Genomic DNA, 15230 nt, shown 5'->3' with positions numbered 1-15230 from the left:
TGGCAACATAGCTTGTATACCCTTCTTTTAAAAAAGGTGAACTAAATATTGGAATTCGATGATGACTATCTTTGACCATTCACATCGATCACGACAATTTCTGGTGGATTGTAAATACGTGGAATGTTGAAGCTGTAATTGAATCCCCGTCCAATCACATGGGTGAACGTCTCATGCTCATAGAGTCCGCCTGCGTATTCAGGAAAGAATCCTTGGTCAGGTGCGAATAATCCGTTCATCAAATAAGGGATTCTCACTTGCCCGCCATGAGCATGTCCGGACAAGACGAGGTCGAATGGAAGTTTAGCATACGTATCGACTTGTTCGGCACGGTGCGAAAGAAGTACCTTGAACGTCTCATCGGGGGCGATGTCCTGCATCGCCGCAGTCGACTCCGCATCCCAATCCGTATAAATATTTTCTCTGAACCCACGAAGAGGATCTTCTAGCCCGCCGATGACGAGGTCGATTCCATTGATGGTGACCGTCTCCCATTCGTCTTCGAGAACGTTGACACCGTATGAGCGAAACACGTCTTTCACATTGTGACGGACATAGTCATCCGATCCATCGATTTCATGGTTGCCGGTCACGAAATACATCGGCGCAATTCCTTCAAGCCCTTCGATTAGTTCGAAGGCAGGTTCAGGTGAACGATACCGGTCGAGTAAATCGCCCGGTAAAGCGATGAGATCCGGTTTCTGTGCACGAACCTGGTCGATCAAAATCGACTGTTTATAACCGTATGAGGCGCTGTGTAAGTCGGAGAGGAGCACGATGCGGAGAGACTCGTCTGCTGACAGTTTATCGGACGTCACGTCATACGTCCGGACGGTCAACCCATTGTACGTCGCCGTGAACAACAAAATGCCGAGTGCAACAAAAAGAAGAGTCGATTTATGTTTCTTCATCAGTGCTCCCTCCTTCCTTAATCGTGTCTCTATCTTACTCTGATAGGCAGGGTTAAGCAAAAAAAATCCCGCTCAAGAGAGCGGGATGAATGTTATGCAGCTTTCGCTGTCAATTTGACGTCGACATTTCCGCGAGTCGCTTTTGAATAAGGGCACACTTGGTGTGCTTCTTCGACAAGGCGCTCTGCTGTCGCTTGGTCGACACCTTTGATTTCGACTTCAAGTTCGACTGAAATGAAGAACCCTTCATCGTTTTGGTTTAATGTGACGTGACCTGTGACGCTTGAACCGTCTGTCTTCACACGTTCTTTTCCGATGATGAGGTTGAGGGCACTACCGAAGCAAGCCGCATAGCCAGCTGCGAAAAGTTGTTCCGGGTTTGTCGCACCGTCTACGTGTTTCGCGCCAGGCATCGAGACGTTCATGTCGATGACGCCATCTGTTGATTTCACATGACCTTCGCGGCCACCGATTGCTGTTGCTGATGCTGTGAATAGTGATTTCATGATTGAATTCCTCCATTTCATTTTTAACAATTAAGTTGTGCACAATTTAAATTATAGAGCAGTCAAAAAGTTTCGCAAGTGATATGCTTGGCTAAAGAAGAGTACGGAGGATTACGTATGGACCAATCGTTAAAGTTAGAACATCAAATCTGTTTTCAATTGTATACCGCCTCAAAAGAGCTTACCCGGTTATATCGCCCAATTTTAGCACCGCTAAACCTGACGTATAGTCAATATCTCGTGATGCTTGTCTTATGGGAAGAGGATGGAATCGATTTGCGACAACTCGGATCGCGGTTGACGCTCGACTCTGGGACATTGTCGCCGCTCGTCAAACGGCTCATCCAAATCGGCTATGTGGAGAAAAGTCGTGCGACGGACGACGAACGAAAAATCATCGTTCGTTTGACCGAAAGCGGTAGCGCGTTGCGTGAGCAGGCGGCGAATGTGCCGTTACAAGTAAGTGGTATGCTGAATATAGACGAAGCGACGTATGTAGCATACATGGAGATGCTCACCGATATCAAGACGAGACTACACGATTTCGGGGAGCGTCAGCGCGAGCAGTAAGGAAGGAGGAGCCATGTTTCGAAAATTGATCATCCTCTTGATGGGGATTGGACTCTATATGGCTTGGCAATATGAGATGCCGAACGTCTCTGCCCCGACGAGCATTCAGGTGGAGTCTGAGGTGGCGACCGAACGAGTGACAGACGCGCCAAAGTTCGCAAGTCAGTATGCCGGGCATGACTGGTATTTGGTCGAACGTGGCGGTGACCGCGGACTTGAACTGATTGATGAGGACGGTGCGAAAAAAGGATTCTATCAGTTCGAGACAGGTAGCACGTATCGAGGTCTTGTACTGAATGAAACGACCCGTGATCAAGTCGAGGACATCGGCTTCGAGGCAGTGACTTCGTATAATAAAGGACTGAATCGATACTTGATTCCAGACGATCCATCGTTTTCCGTTTTTGCAATCGATGGTCAGTATGTCACTTTCTTTTTTGACCAGCATGATGATGACCTCCTGAAAGGGATCTTGTCGGTCGACCGCCGTGTCGAAGAGGCGAGTGAGGGGTACTATGGTGACTTGTCGAAAGAGGGGACGGTCGCCAATGAGCAGTTGATGCGTATTCTCATGAATTGGGATCGGGAGAAATTTGATTTAAATGCTCTAGCTGACTACGAACCACTCTATCCGGTTGTACGGGCGCATAGTCAGAATATGGCGGAGAACGACTTCTTCAGCCATACGGACCCGGAAGGACAGGACCCGTTCGATCGAATGGACGAAGCGGGACTTTCATATTCGATGGCCGGCGAAAACTTGGCCATGGGACAGATGAGCGTGTTCCATGCGCATTGGGGACTCATGAACTCGAAAGGGCATCGTGAGAACATCATGCAGCCGCGCTTCACCCATGCTGCCGTCGGACTCGCTTATAATGAAGAAGACAGTCCGTTCTACACGATCAACTTCATCACTCCAAGATAAAAGGATGACTCTTTGGAGCCATCCTTTTTGATATTAGATGAGTTTCTTCACCGCATCCTCAATTTCAGCCGGTGTCGTCTGTGGCGAAAAGCGCTCGATGACGTTTCCATCACGGTCGACTAAAAACTTCGTGAAGTTCCATTTGATCGCCTTCGACCCGAGAAGCCCGGGTGCTTCTTTTGAGAGATAGGTGAAGAGTGGGTGGGCATCCTTGCCGTTCACGTCGACTTTCGCGAACATTGGGAACGATACCCCGTAATTCAGTTGACAGAACTCTTGAATTTCTTCATTGGAGCCCGGGTCTTGATGACCGAACTGGTTGCACGGGAAACCTAAGATTTGTAGGCCCTGTCCTTTATAGGTGTTGTAAAGTGACTCGAGGCCTTCGAGCTGCGGTGTGAATCCACATTTGCTCGCCGTGTTGACGATGAGTAAGACGTCGCCTCTATATGTAGCTAACGGTTGTAATTGTCCTTTCATGTCTACTGCTTCAAAATCATAAATCATGATAATTCCCCCTTTTTTTTGTAGTATACCAAGAGAAGGAGACAGACTCGAACTTGAACGCGTTGCGTGCAATCAAATTGTTATGAAATCATGATGTCGCTGTTACATCATTCCGAAGAAAGAATCCGTATAATGAAAAACGTTGTAGAAAGGAACGGTGTTATGCGATTTTTAAAAAATGAATTTATATGGATTGCTCTTATTTTAATCGGACTCTTTTTATCAAGTGCGACGCCTTACTCGGACCAGTCTATCGTTTCGCCACTCGAGCGATTCAATTGGAGCTGGATCGAACCGACGCTAGCGAACGTGCAGTTCGACTATGCAGGAAAGGAAATCTCGCTCGATACGTTGGGGACGACAGGATTGATTGAGTTCTTTATGCGGAAGACGGCACATGTCGTCACGTTTTTCGTTCTCGGTGCATTATTCGTGAAGGCCATCTCGCGAACGAATCTTCATGCGGGACTGAACTTACTCTTCGCCTGGGCACTTGCGAACACGGTGGCGATTTTTGATGAGTATCATCAGAGTTTGACTCCTGAACGGACCGCGCTGTTAGAAGATGTCCTTTTGGATAGTACTGGTGCTGCCGCAGGTGTTATCTTATTCGGTGGGTTGTTATTCCTTCGTTCGAAACGGAAAAATGGCAAACGGGCCGGTTATGTTGCCTTAAGGTAGTCAAAAAAATGAATGGGTTACTATGTGAAAAGCGCTTTCTTGAAGTGCTTTTTTTCTTTTTAAAACTATTTTGTGACAACGAACCAAACAAAATATTGTCTATACCCACGTTTTTTAAAGGATAAAACCTAAATTAGGTCAATGTCATACGAATGAAATATAAGTGTAAAATAACTTTTGGTTTAGATTGCTATAATGAGTCACAGAGCGAACGAAATGTCGCGACTTATCTTATAAAAAATAATTGCACGACTATAGATAAAAACTACACGGGAATCAGCGGAGGGAAGCACATTGGGTAACTTGAAGAAATTTGCAGCAACAGTCACTCTAGGCGCACTCTTGATCGGCGGAACGTCACCGACTTATGCAGCCTCACTTACAGAGAAGCAGAAGAAAGTACAAGAACAACGACAAAAGAATAGCAGTGAACAGTCGAAAGCAAACTCTTCGATTCAATCACGTGAGCAAGCCATCAGCAAAGAGCAACAAGAGATCAACAAGTTAGATGCTGAACTCCAAGACGTCATCAACGATGTCGCTCAGAAAAAAGCTGAGATTCGTGCAACTGAAGAAAAGATTAAAAAGCTTCAAGCACAAATTAAAAAGTACGAAGCGAAAATGAAAGCACAAGAAGATCTTATGAAAGATCGTATGGCGACGATGCAAAAGAACGGTGGCTCGTCAGTCAACTGGGCTGAGTTCATCTTCGGTTCTAAAGACTTCGGTGATTTGATCACACGCATGATCACAGCTGGTACGATCCAAGAGAACGACCAACAAATCTTCGAAGAATACGAAGCAACGAAAGAAAAACTCGCGAAAGCGCAAGCTGATTTGAAAGCAGAGCGCGATTCACTCGTGAAGCAAAAAGAAGAACTTGAAAAACGTCAGAAAGAGCTCGATCAAAAAATGAAAGAGCGCGCTGCGAAAATCAAGAAACTTGAAGCTGAAAAAGTGAAGTTCGAATCAAAACTCATGAGCCTTCAAGAGATGGAAGATACGCTCAAAGCTCAAGAACAAGCCATTCAAGCAGAAATCGAAGCGCAACGTCGTGCTGAAGAAGAAGCACGTCGTGCAGCGGCAGCAGCTGCGGCAGCGAAAAAACAACAAGGTTCAAGCTCGAACAGCGGTTCAAGTGCCTCAACAGCACCGGTAGCGTCTGCACCAGCAAGCGGTGGTATGTTCCAACGCCCAGCAAGCGGTCGCCTCTCACAAGGATGGGGTCCAGCAAGCGGTGCGAACGGCTACTCGTTCCACAACGGTCTTGATATCGCAGGTCCAGTCGGTACACCGATCTATGCAGCACAAACAGGTACGGTCCTCCGTGCAGGTTGGGGTGGCGCATACGGAAACCACGTCATGATTGCACACGTGATCAACGGGCAAGTATGGACGACAGTATACGCTCACATGAGCTCGGTATCCGTTTCTGCGGGTCAACGCGTGTCACAAGGTCAAAACCTTGGCGGCATGGGTAGCACAGGGAACTCGACAGGTTCACACCTTCACTTCGAGATTCACCGTGGCGGCTACTCGTACTCTTCATCGAGCGCGGGAAGCACAGTCAACCCAGCATCATTCTTCTAAACACAAAGACAGTGATCGACGAACGCGTCGATCACTTTTTTGTTGCCCGATAGACGATGAACGTCAAAAGGGAGGCACCGATGACACTGAGCCATAGCGTTTCGAAGTTTGGGTCATCGAGCATGCTCCGGCCCCCGAGGAACACCATATAGCCGAGTATCGCGAGCGTGACAAGCGTCAAAACGGTCACTCGGACCTGTCGCGGGATACGGAGCCACCAACCGAATAATCTGTTCATGAAAAATCGCCTCCTCTATTAGTATAGGGGAGGCGATGTGTTTCATCTAGCGAGTCGGACCCAAGCAGAGTCAATGATTTGTCGGTAACCGACTTCCCGATAGATTTTGTTCGACGTCGGGTTCGTCAAGTCGGTATAGAGGACGCAGAACGATTTTGTCTCGAGAAGTTGTCGGCTGAGATCGGCGACGAGACTTCGTGCATACCCGTTTCCTCGTGCATCAGGTGATGTGTAGACGAATGAAACGGTGATCCCGTTCTCAGTTGGACGTGCGCGTTTCGCACACGAGACGACCTGTCCGTCGACTTCCCAAAAGACAGCCTCTTCCCTGTCGAGCATCGTCTGTACAGCCTTCTTCACCTTCTCTGGTGGAGATGATCGGAGACCTGATTCGGCTTCGAAGGCACTATACCAAGCTTCGAGCTGTGCCTGGTCGACCATCGTCGCACCTCGCATGTGGCCTTTTGCCATGTCGATGTCTTCCACGCTGTCGAGGCGATAAAGACCTTGGGACATGAACATCTCACTCGACCCAGACGTTAGCTCCTGCCATACTTTCCCGAACCGTTCCGCTTGCTGTCGTTCCGAGACGACTTCCGCGAAGGGGACTGCTTCTTTCAAAAGGTGGGGGATGATGAAAGACGGGAGAAGGTCCGAGCGCTCCGTCTTCACGACGATATAGTGAAGTGGATGCGGTGGTGTCACTTGGAGGATGGCGAGAAGCTCCCCGTCCTCTTCGACTGTGAACTGATGAAACGTTTCATAGATTCCTTGTTTGACGTTATTCAAGACGCCAATCATGAGGCTATTCTTTGCCTCCTCGTCGAGTAATGCCGTCATGACGCGGTCTGAGAAGTGATCAGGGTCTTTCCATTCAATCCATTCCATATGGTTCTCTCCTTTATTATATGTAGACAAAAACGGACAAACCTGATGGCTTGCCCGTTTATGAGTCGTTCATTATGCGATATCTTCTTGTTTCGACGACGTGTTGTCGAGAAGTTTTGTGTTGTGTTTGAAGTAATGAATGATTTTCGCGATGGCACCGTCACCCGTGACGTTTGTTGCTGTCCCGAAGCTATCTTGTGCCAAGTAGAGCGCGATGACCAAGCTTTGCATCGTCGCGTCGAATCCGAGGATCGAGCCGAACAATCCGAGCGATGCCATGACGGCCCCGCCTGGTACACCTGGTGCTGCAATCATCGTCACACCGAGTGCGAGGATGAATGGAAGCATGATTGCGTAGGATAACGCCATGCCATTCAAGTACATGAGCGCGACACCGACCGATGTGAGTGTGATCGTCGACCCTGACAAGTGGATCGTTGCCGAGAGCGGGATGACGAAGTTCGCGACACCTTCGTCCGTGTTGTTCAACTTCGCTTGGCGAAGCGTGACTGGAATCGTCGCGGCCGATGATTGCGTCCCGATGGCTGTGAAGTAAGCCGGCATCATCGTCTTGAGCAACTTGAACGGATTCTCTTTGTTAAGACCACCTGCGATTGAATATTGAATCATGAGCATCGTCAAATGAAGGACGATGATTGTGACGAAGACGAGCGAGAAGACCGATAGGATCTCAGCGACTTGACCAGCGTACGTCATGTTCATGAAAATTCCGGCGATGTGGATTGGAAGTAATGGAATAATGACTTTACTGATTAAGAGTTCGATGATATCGCGGAAATCCATGGCGAGGTCGAGTGACCGTTTGCTTTCGATCGCGGCAATCCCGATTCCGATGACGAAAGCTAAGATAAGTGCGGTCATAACACCGAATACAGGTGGAATCTCAAATTCCATGAACCCTTTCAACAAGGCTTCTTCTGGATTTTCGGCTCCTGTCGTCGACCGTGTCAAAATTTGCGGGAACAAGTTGCTTGTTGCAAAGTATGCTAATGTTCCGGCGATGATGGTTGATGCGTAAGCGATGAGTGCTGTGAGTCCGACCAGCTTTCCTGCTCCTTTTCCAAGTTCCCCGATACCCGGGATGATAAAAGCAAGAATAATCAATGGAATAGCGAAGCCTAAGAACTGCCCGAAGACCGTGTTGAACGTCACGAACGTCCGAACGATCCAGTTCTGACTTTCTGGTACGATGCTCCCGAGTAAAATACCGAAAGCGATCGCGATGATGATGCGACCTAAGAGGCCAATACGTAATTTCAAATCAATCACCCTTTCTGTTTGTTTGAATAGTTGATATTTTCGCACATTTTACGGAATGTTGCCACCTTCTCTTACAATTTTTCTAAAGAAAGACGTTTGACAACTGTTTAGAAGGGTATTAGAAAATGTTGTACATATCAAGGGAAGGGGCTTCTCCTTTTCCTAATATAAAAACGATGTTATGATTAATTCTGACAGACGTAAAGGAGGGGTGCGCGTGCAGTTACAACGAACAACGATTCACATTGCGGGTCAAGACTATACGATCGTAAGCGAAGAACCCGCTGACCATGTGAGGGAAGTAGGCTTTTTGGTCGACAGTAAGATCCGCGAAATTCGTGAACAATCCCCTCATCTAGATGCTCGTCAGGCAGCGGTCTTGGCTGCGATTCAAATCGCGAGCGACCACGTCAAAACTAAACGAAATATGGGAGAATAAATCAATCCATGGTTACGCTACTTATACTGTTTTTCTTGTTTATCGGAATCGTCAACGGCTTCCGTCGTGGCGCGATTCTACAGCTCGGCCATTGGGTCGCGCTCATCATCAGTTTTCTAGTCGCCAATACGTACTATAAAGAGTTAGCCGAAGCGTTCAAGCTGTGGATCCCGTATCCGTCTCAGCTCGACGGAACGCTCCCGGGTGGCGTGTTGGACCTCGATTCCCTTTCAGGGATTGAGATGACATTTTATAACGTCTTTTGGTTCGTCGTCTTGTTCCTCATTACGAAACTCGTCTTGCATCTCATCTTGGCGATGCTCGACTTCTTGACGGACTTGCCAATTTTGCGCCAATTAAAAGGTGTGATCGGAGCTGTCCTAGGATTCTTCGAGGCATATGTCATCACATTCTTCATCCTTTGGGTGATCGCGTTCGTGCCGATGGCGAGCGTTCAAAACGCCGTCGACAAATCGTCGCTAGCGACATATATCATTCAAGACACGCCATATCTATCGGATTGGTTTTCAAATAAGATGTTGTGACACGACAGGCCGGAATGCAAGCTAGTGCTTGTGTCTCGGTCTTTTCTGTGTGAGAGGGGGAAGCATATGAATAAAGTAGAAGCGATGATGTTGCTCGAAAAAATCGCGCAATATATGGAGATCAAAGGGGAGAACCCGTTTAAAATCAATGCGTTCCGCAAGGCGGCGACAGCGCTAGAGAACACGGACCTTGAACTCGAGGACATCGACGACTTGACGTCCATCTCAGGAATCGGGAAAGGGACGGCTGCAGTCCTTGAAGAGTATCGAGACACAGGACGCAGTGAAGTACTTGAAGCACTGCAAGAAGAGATTCCGTTCGGTTTGATGAAGCTCTTGAAAATTCAAGGGCTCGGCGGGAAGAAACTTGCTAAACTCCGTGAAATCGGTGTCGTCGACTTGGAGTCGCTCATCCGTGTACTCGAAGACGGGACGGCTGCATCACTACCCGGTTTCGGGGCGAAGAGTGTGGAGAAATTACTCGCCGCCGCGAAGAACCTCGAATCACGTCCAGAACGATTGGCTTATGCAGTCATGCGACCAATCGTTGAAGAAATCAATGAGGTGTTAGAGAAGGAGACGCTCGTCTTGCGTCATTCGGTCGGAGGAAGCTTCCGCCGTGCCGAAGAGACGTGTAAAGACCTTGACTTCATCATCGCGACCGAGGAGCCGATTGAGCTACGTGAGAAGCTGCTCGCTTTGCCGTTCATCAACGAAGTGATTGCGGCAGGCGAGACGAAAGTCTCGCTCGTCCTCGAACGTGAAGAGATGGTATCGGTCGATTTCCGTATGGTCGAGCCAGGCGCGTTCGCTGCGACGCTTCACCATTTCACGGGCTCGAAAGACCACAACGTCCGCATGCGTCAACTCGCGAAAGCAAAAGGAGAGTCCATTTCCGAATATGGGGTCGAGACAGCAGACGGATTGTGGCAACCAAAAACAGAAGAAGAATTGTTCGAACGGTACGGTCTCCCATTCATCCCGCCTGAACTTCGGGAGGGGCATGCTGAGTTCGAGCACGACTTATCGAAGCTCGTCACGCTCGAGGACATCAAGGCTGACGCGCACATGCACACGGTCTGGTCGGACGGGAAGTTGACCGTCGACGAAATTGTCGTGGCGATGAAAGATCGCGGCTATGAATGGATGGCCATCACCGACCACGGGAAGTATTTGACGTTCGTCAATGGCTTGACCGAGGAACGGCTCGAAGCACAAGGGGAAGAAATCCGCGAGGCCGCGAAGACACATGATATGAACGTGTTACGAGGCGTTGAGATGGACATCCGTCCTGACGGGACGCTCGACTATGAACCCGAGTTTCTAGAGACGCTCGATTACGTCGTCGCCTCCATCCATTCGAAGATGGACCAATCGGTCGACGAGATCATGGCTCGTCTCGAGAACGCCTGTCGTTCTCCGTACGTCAACGTGATCGCCCATCCGACGGGTCGACTCATCGGTCGTCGGGACGGCTATCCAATCGACGAGGACAAGTTGATCGCGCTCGCGAAAGAAACAGGGACGGCGCTCGAGTTGAACGCCAACCCGAACCGCCTCGACCTGACAGCTTCCACGCTCAAGAAGGCAAAGGCAGCGGGCGTCAAAGTGATGATCAACACGGACACGCACCACCCAGATATGATGGAAGACATGGCCCTCGGTGTGTTGCACGCACGGAAAGCCTATCTCGAACCATCAGATATTATCAACTGCTTCACGTTTGAAGACGCCAAGGCGTTCTTTGCGGCGAAGCGATAGAAAGGAACATGCTAGATGGACCACGCGTTACGCGTATTAGAATATGAAAAATTGCGCCAACAGCTTGCCGGTCACGCGGCGAGCTCGCTCGGAAAAGATTTGGCGCTGAAGATGCAACCTGACTACTCATACGACCGGGTGCTCTCGAATTTGAACGTGACGAAAGAGGCGACCGAGGTCGTTCGTCTCCGTGACCGTCTGCCGCTCGGTGGGCTTACGGATGTCCGTGCGGAAGTGAAACGGGCCGCAATCGGCTCGGTCCTCTCGACGAGCGAATTGCTCGCCGTCGCTGCCGTCATGTATGGCGGACGCCAAGTGAAGAACTTCTTCGAGAAGCTTCACGAGGATAACGAAGAGATTCGCATTCCACGTCTTGACGAGTATGCGGACAAGTTGACGAAGCTCATCGAGGTCGAACAGGCGATTCGTCATGCGATTGACGACCAAGGGACTGTCCAAGATTCCGCGAGTCCACAACTCCGTGGACTTCGGACACAGCTCCGGAGCTTTGAAGGGAGTGTCCGGTCACGTATCGACAACATCCTCCGCAACAATGCGAAGATGCTCTCGGACGCCATCGTCACAATCCGGAACGATCGCTATGTTGTACCGGTCAAACAAGAGTACCGTCAAGCGTTCGGTGGAATCGTCCATGACCAGTCGGCTTCTGGTCAGACACTCTTCATTGAGCCGCAGGCCATCGTCTCCATCAATAACGAGATTCAAGAAGTTCGTCTGAAAGAACGTGCTGAAATCGAGCGGATTTTAAGTGCTCTCTCGAACGAGGTCGGTGGGGTCCATGATGCCATCATGACGAACCTCGACGTGTTGGCCGAACTAGACTTTATCTTTGCGAAAGTCGCATACGGACAAGAGATGAAAGCGACCGAGCCAAAGTTGAACGACAATCGAGAAATCAAGTTGAAACAGGCACGTCATCCGTTCATCCCGAAAGATGAGGTCGTACCGATCACAGTCGAGCTCGGAGAAGACTACACGTCACTCGTCATCACCGGACCAAACACCGGCGGGAAAACCGTCACGTTGAAGACGATTGGACTCCTTCAATTGATGGTGCAATCAGGTCTCTACGTGCCGGCAGAGTTCGGGACAGAGCTTTCCGTGTTTGACGCGGTCTATGCCGATATCGGGGATGAGCAATCGATTGAACAGAGTCTCTCGACTTTCAGCTCGCATATGACAAACATCGTCGGCATGCTCGACAAAATCGACTTCATGTCACTCGTCCTCTTCGATGAGCTCGGTGCCGGGACGGATCCACAAGAAGGGGCTGCCCTTGCCATCGCCATCTTAGATGAAGTGAAACGCCGCGGGGCACGTGTCGCTGCGACGACACACTACTCGGAACTGAAGGCATACGCTTATAACCGCGAAGGTGTCATGAACGCCTCGATGGAGTTTGATATCGAATCGCTCAGCCCGACGTACCGTCTCTTGATTGGCGTACCGGGTCGCTCGAACGCCTTCGAGATCAGTCGTCGTCTCGGACTGTCTGAGCAAGTCATCGACAAGGCACGTAGCCACGTCGGTAGTGATGCCGAGTCAGTCGAATCGATGATCAATGAGCTTGAAGCAGCGAAGCAACGCGCCGAGCAGCTCGAGCAAGAGCTCATCGTCAAGCGCCATGACTTTGAAGAAGAGCAGGCCGAATTCGAAGCGAAGATGACCGAATTTGAGCGCGAACGCGACAACTTGTATAGCGCGGCCGAGGCGAAAGCCGAGAAGGCCGTCGAACAGGCGAAGCGTCAAGCGAACGAAGTCATCGACCGCTTGAAGAAACTACGTGAGCAAGGAATCGTCAAAGAGCACGAGATTATCGCGGCGAAGAAAGAGCTCGAATCGGCAAAACCGACGCTTCAAGAGAAAAAGATTCAAAAAGTGAAACAAAAAGCCCAGCAGAAACGTACGTTCAGTAAGGGCGAAGAAGTGAAAGTGACGACGTTCAATCAAAAAGGCTACATCGTGAAACAAATCAACGACAATGAGTATAACGTCCAAGTTGGCATCATGAAAGTGAACGTCAAAGCGGACGACCTTCAGAAGATCGGTCCATCGAAAGAGAAGTCGCTTCAGTCGAAAGGGAGCTCGCTCAAACGTCAGAGCTCGACGAAGTCCGAGCTCGACCTCCGTGGCGTTCGTGTCGAAGAGGGGCTTATGCGTCTAGACAAGTATGTCGATGAAGCACTCGTGTCGGGCTATGACAACGTCCGCATCATCCACGGATTAGGTACCGGAGCGATGCGTCAGGCGACACAAGAATTTTTAAAAGGACATCGTCACGTGAAGAGCCAGCGCCCGGGAGGAATGGGCGAAGGTGGACTCGGTGTCACGGTCGTCGAACTGAAGTAAGGGGAGTCGGGAATGGGTACGATTACGTTTGCCGTTATGCTGGAGTCGTTCGGCCTCTATTCGATGGCGGGACTGATGATTGTCGTCGGTCTTGCCATCTTCGAGGTGACAACGCCGTACAGCAACTGGCGTGAGATTCAAAAAGGAAATATTGCCGTCGCCTTGGCGACAGGCGGGAAGATTGTCGGTCTCGCCAACATCTTCCGGGTCGTCGAGAGCCATCATGATAGCACAATCGACATCTTCGTCGGGGGTGGTTTTGGATTCATTTTGCTCCTCGCGACATACTGGTTGTTTGAATTTTTGACACCGACACTGAAGGTGAACGATGAGATTCAACAAGGGAATATCGCCGTCGGGTTGTTGGCATTCTTGCTGTCGATTGGGGTCTCCCTCGTCGTCGGCGCGGCATTGGTGAGGTGAAGACATGGTATACGAACGATTGGCAAAGATCTTGTTCATCGGGGCCGGGCTGTTCTTAGTGGCAGCGGCACTATGGTATATCTTTTATTGAGGGAAGAGGGAGAATCCGTTTGGATGCTCCCTTTTTTTTTATTTCAGGGACCTTGAATATAAAATATATGGGTGAAAGGAAATTTTTTTACAATTCGTGTGAGGAAATCGATATACTAAAACTAGATTATGGAACGAGATACATAAGAAGGTTGAGGTGTAGGTCATGGCGAACGGGTCAGAAGTGTTTGAAGTCTTGATGACGAATGCAGTGAAATTGCCTGGAGTGAAAGTAGATCGAAAAGAATTTTTAGCCCAAAGTTTCAGTAAGTACGTGCCAGCGACTCAGTTGGCAGAGGTTGTCGAAAAGGGACCGCTTGAAGCAAAGGTCCCTCTTTCAATCATCAAAAAAGTAGCGAAACGAAATATTACCAATCAGACGATGAAAAGTTCGAGTGCATCGTTTGCAGCCGGGCTACCTGGAGGCATCGGTCTTGCTGCAACGATTCCGGCCGATACAGCACAATTCTTCGGTTTCGCCCTTCGTTTAGCGCAAGAAATCGGGTATTTATATGGGTACGATGACTTTTGGGAAGACGGGGAATTAAATGTCGAACGGGTGAATGGAGAATTGATTCTCTTTTTAGGTGTCATGTTCGGAGTGGGCGGCGCGACGGCTACCATCAAGGCATTGTCTGCACAATTATCGAAAGAAGCTTTGAAAAAGATCCCGAACAAAGCATTGATGAAAACGGTATACTATCCAATCATCAAGAAAATGTCAGCGATGATTGGCGTGAAGATGACGAAAGACACGTTCGCCAAAGGAATCTCGAAGATGATCCCACTCGCAGGTGGTGTCATCTCAGGAGGGATCACATACTCATCGATGACGAAGATGGGTAATCGTCTCATGAATACGCTTGAAGAAGGCGTAAACATGACGGAAGCGGAGTTTGTTGAAAGTGTGGAAGAAGTGAAACGAGAGAACCTTGAGATTATCGAAGGGGAATTCATAGAAATCGAAGAGATTTTACGTCAAGAAGGGGAAATCATATAACAAGTTGTTGTGTTTTTAAGGGGGGATCTCATGAAACTAGATTTACACTACTTGATGTCGACCGAACGCTACGTACTCGACATGGAATCGTTTCAGATGAAGAATGAGGCGTATTACCCGTTAGAGTGGACATTTTATGGAGCGGCGAATCCGACGATGCTCCTCACATGGGATGCCGAGCGCGACCGCATCCGAGTTCGCTTCGAACAGTATGCCGTCTTTCTAGGGACACAAGAAGAGCACGGAATGAAAGAAGACGGATTATGGAACGAGCATCCGATTGTAAAACTGTCCGCATCACGCCTGATGTCATTCGCCAGTGAACGGATGGCGATTCATCCGGTGAACCGTAACCGTGGCGCGTTCGCGCATTATGTCATCCGTACGATCGAGCAGGAGTTCCATGTGCTGGCGTATGAAGACCCGACCGTAGAAAACCTAGGAAAAGTCGGGGACACAGGAGTACGTGTCAAAATTGTGGAAGAAGCCGAATGAAAAACAA

Annotated in this window: 17 protein-coding genes; 11 read left to right on the top strand and 6 right to left on the bottom strand. The window is 49.3% G+C overall.

Annotated elements, in window-relative coordinates; all coding sequences use genetic code 11:
* Positions 1-65: 65 nt before the first annotated feature.
* Both IRJ25_RS09710 and IRJ25_RS09705 read right to left on the bottom strand, forming a co-directional pair.
* Entirely contained in the window at positions 66-911 is an 846-nt protein-coding gene (locus IRJ25_RS09710; RefSeq protein ID WP_214811660.1) for a metallophosphoesterase, read from the bottom strand.
* Between the two features lie 92 nt (positions 912-1003).
* Positions 1004-1417 (bottom strand): organic hydroperoxide resistance protein, encoded by a 414-nt coding sequence (locus tag IRJ25_RS09705; protein WP_015881037.1) that lies wholly within the window; start codon positions 1415-1417, stop codon positions 1004-1006.
* 117 nt (positions 1418-1534) lie between these two features.
* On the opposite strand from IRJ25_RS09705, the gene IRJ25_RS09700 reads away from it, so the two are divergent.
* A complete protein-coding gene (locus IRJ25_RS09700; RefSeq protein WP_159561931.1) occupies positions 1535-1987 on the top strand; it encodes a MarR family winged helix-turn-helix transcriptional regulator in 453 nt (150 codons plus the stop codon).
* A 13-nt stretch (positions 1988-2000) separates the two neighbouring features.
* Complete coding sequence (locus IRJ25_RS09695) at positions 2001-2915, top strand: CAP domain-containing protein (protein ID WP_269318183.1); 915 nt, start codon at positions 2001-2003, stop codon at positions 2913-2915.
* A 33-nt stretch (positions 2916-2948) separates the two neighbouring features.
* On the opposite strand, the gene IRJ25_RS09690 is transcribed toward IRJ25_RS09695, so the two are convergent.
* Entirely contained in the window at positions 2949-3425 is a 477-nt protein-coding gene (locus IRJ25_RS09690) for a glutathione peroxidase (protein ID WP_074037960.1), read from the bottom strand.
* Between the two features lie 159 nt (positions 3426-3584).
* Between IRJ25_RS09690 and IRJ25_RS09685 the strand changes: the two genes are divergently transcribed.
* Positions 3585-4103 (top strand): VanZ family protein, encoded by a 519-nt coding sequence (locus IRJ25_RS09685; RefSeq protein ID WP_269318182.1) that lies wholly within the window; start codon positions 3585-3587, stop codon positions 4101-4103.
* A gap of 294 nt (positions 4104-4397) precedes the next feature.
* On the top strand, positions 4398-5693 hold the full coding sequence (locus IRJ25_RS09680; RefSeq protein WP_047795555.1) for a murein hydrolase activator EnvC family protein: 1296 nt from the start codon (positions 4398-4400) through the stop codon (positions 5691-5693).
* Positions 5694-5724: 31 nt separating this feature from the next.
* Here the strand turns inward: IRJ25_RS09680 and IRJ25_RS09675 are convergent, their stop codons facing one another.
* From IRJ25_RS09675 to IRJ25_RS09665, 3 genes are all read right to left on the bottom strand, one after another.
* A complete protein-coding gene (locus tag IRJ25_RS09675) occupies positions 5725-5931 on the bottom strand; it encodes a hypothetical protein (protein WP_269318181.1) in 207 nt (68 codons plus the stop codon).
* Between the two features lie 42 nt (positions 5932-5973).
* Positions 5974-6819 (bottom strand): GNAT family N-acetyltransferase, encoded by an 846-nt coding sequence (locus IRJ25_RS09670; RefSeq protein ID WP_269318180.1) that lies wholly within the window; start codon positions 6817-6819, stop codon positions 5974-5976.
* A 72-nt stretch (positions 6820-6891) separates the two neighbouring features.
* Positions 6892-8100 carry a dicarboxylate/amino acid:cation symporter gene (locus IRJ25_RS09665; protein WP_031421317.1) on the bottom strand — a complete coding sequence of 403 codons (1209 nt, stop codon included), beginning with the start codon at positions 8098-8100 and terminating at the stop codon, positions 6892-6894.
* Positions 8101-8317: 217 nt separating this feature from the next.
* Here IRJ25_RS09665 and zapA point away from each other — a divergent pair, with 217 nt between their 5' ends.
* The 7 genes from zapA (at position 8318) to IRJ25_RS09630 (ending at position 15223) form a co-directional block, all read left to right on the top strand.
* A complete protein-coding gene (gene zapA / locus IRJ25_RS09660; protein ID WP_015881047.1) occupies positions 8318-8539 on the top strand; it encodes a cell division protein ZapA in 222 nt (73 codons plus the stop codon).
* 8 nt (positions 8540-8547) lie between these two features.
* Positions 8548-9084: a CvpA family protein gene (locus IRJ25_RS09655; RefSeq protein ID WP_269318179.1), complete on the top strand. Its 537-nt coding sequence runs from the start codon at positions 8548-8550 to the stop codon at positions 9082-9084.
* Positions 9085-9150: 66 nt separating this feature from the next.
* Positions 9151-10845, top strand: coding sequence for a DNA polymerase/3'-5' exonuclease PolX (polX, locus tag IRJ25_RS09650; RefSeq protein WP_214730720.1), 1695 nt, complete (start codon positions 9151-9153; stop codon positions 10843-10845).
* 15 nt (positions 10846-10860) lie between these two features.
* Complete coding sequence (locus tag IRJ25_RS09645; RefSeq protein ID WP_269318177.1) at positions 10861-13215, top strand: endonuclease MutS2; 2355 nt, start codon at positions 10861-10863, stop codon at positions 13213-13215.
* Positions 13216-13227: 12 nt separating this feature from the next.
* Positions 13228-13638 carry a DUF350 domain-containing protein gene (locus IRJ25_RS09640; RefSeq protein ID WP_031421322.1) on the top strand — a complete coding sequence of 137 codons (411 nt, stop codon included), beginning with the start codon at positions 13228-13230 and terminating at the stop codon, positions 13636-13638.
* Positions 13639-13894: 256 nt separating this feature from the next.
* Positions 13895-14728, top strand: coding sequence for an EcsC family protein (locus IRJ25_RS09635; RefSeq protein WP_269318176.1), 834 nt, complete (start codon positions 13895-13897; stop codon positions 14726-14728).
* A 30-nt stretch (positions 14729-14758) separates the two neighbouring features.
* Positions 14759-15223: a hypothetical protein gene (locus IRJ25_RS09630; protein WP_269318175.1), complete on the top strand. Its 465-nt coding sequence runs from the start codon at positions 14759-14761 to the stop codon at positions 15221-15223.
* Positions 15224-15230 lie beyond the last annotated feature (7 nt).

The sequence above is a fragment of the Exiguobacterium sp. KJ 601 genome, assembly GCF_027161185.1.
Lineage (GTDB): Bacteria > Bacillota > Bacilli > Exiguobacteriales > Exiguobacteriaceae > Exiguobacterium > Exiguobacterium profundum.
The sequence above is the reverse complement of the archived record's forward strand: the minus strand, read 5'-3'. Positions and strand labels throughout refer to the sequence as shown.

Coding starts and splice junctions, on each gene's coding strand:
- IRJ25_RS09710 (WP_214811660.1), bottom strand. CDS start 911: ATGAAGAAACATAAATCGACTCTTCTTTTTGTTGCACTCGGCATTTTG.
- IRJ25_RS09705 (WP_015881037.1), bottom strand. CDS start 1,417: ATGAAATCACTATTCACAGCATCAGCAACAGCAATCGGTGGCCGCGAA.
- IRJ25_RS09700 (WP_159561931.1), top strand. CDS start 1,535: ATGGACCAATCGTTAAAGTTAGAACATCAAATCTGTTTTCAATTGTAT.
- IRJ25_RS09695 (WP_269318183.1), top strand. CDS start 2,001: ATGTTTCGAAAATTGATCATCCTCTTGATGGGGATTGGACTCTATATG.
- IRJ25_RS09685 (WP_269318182.1), top strand. CDS start 3,585: ATGCGATTTTTAAAAAATGAATTTATATGGATTGCTCTTATTTTAATC.
- IRJ25_RS09675 (WP_269318181.1), bottom strand. CDS start 5,931: ATGAACAGATTATTCGGTTGGTGGCTCCGTATCCCGCGACAGGTCCGA.
- IRJ25_RS09670 (WP_269318180.1), bottom strand. CDS start 6,819: ATGGAATGGATTGAATGGAAAGACCCTGATCACTTCTCAGACCGCGTC.
- IRJ25_RS09655 (WP_269318179.1), top strand. CDS start 8,548: ATGGTTACGCTACTTATACTGTTTTTCTTGTTTATCGGAATCGTCAAC.
- polX (WP_214730720.1), top strand. CDS start 9,151: ATGAATAAAGTAGAAGCGATGATGTTGCTCGAAAAAATCGCGCAATAT.
- IRJ25_RS09645 (WP_269318177.1), top strand. CDS start 10,861: ATGGACCACGCGTTACGCGTATTAGAATATGAAAAATTGCGCCAACAG.
- IRJ25_RS09640 (WP_031421322.1), top strand. CDS start 13,228: ATGGGTACGATTACGTTTGCCGTTATGCTGGAGTCGTTCGGCCTCTAT.
- IRJ25_RS09635 (WP_269318176.1), top strand. CDS start 13,895: ATGGCGAACGGGTCAGAAGTGTTTGAAGTCTTGATGACGAATGCAGTG.
- IRJ25_RS09630 (WP_269318175.1), top strand. CDS start 14,759: ATGAAACTAGATTTACACTACTTGATGTCGACCGAACGCTACGTACTC.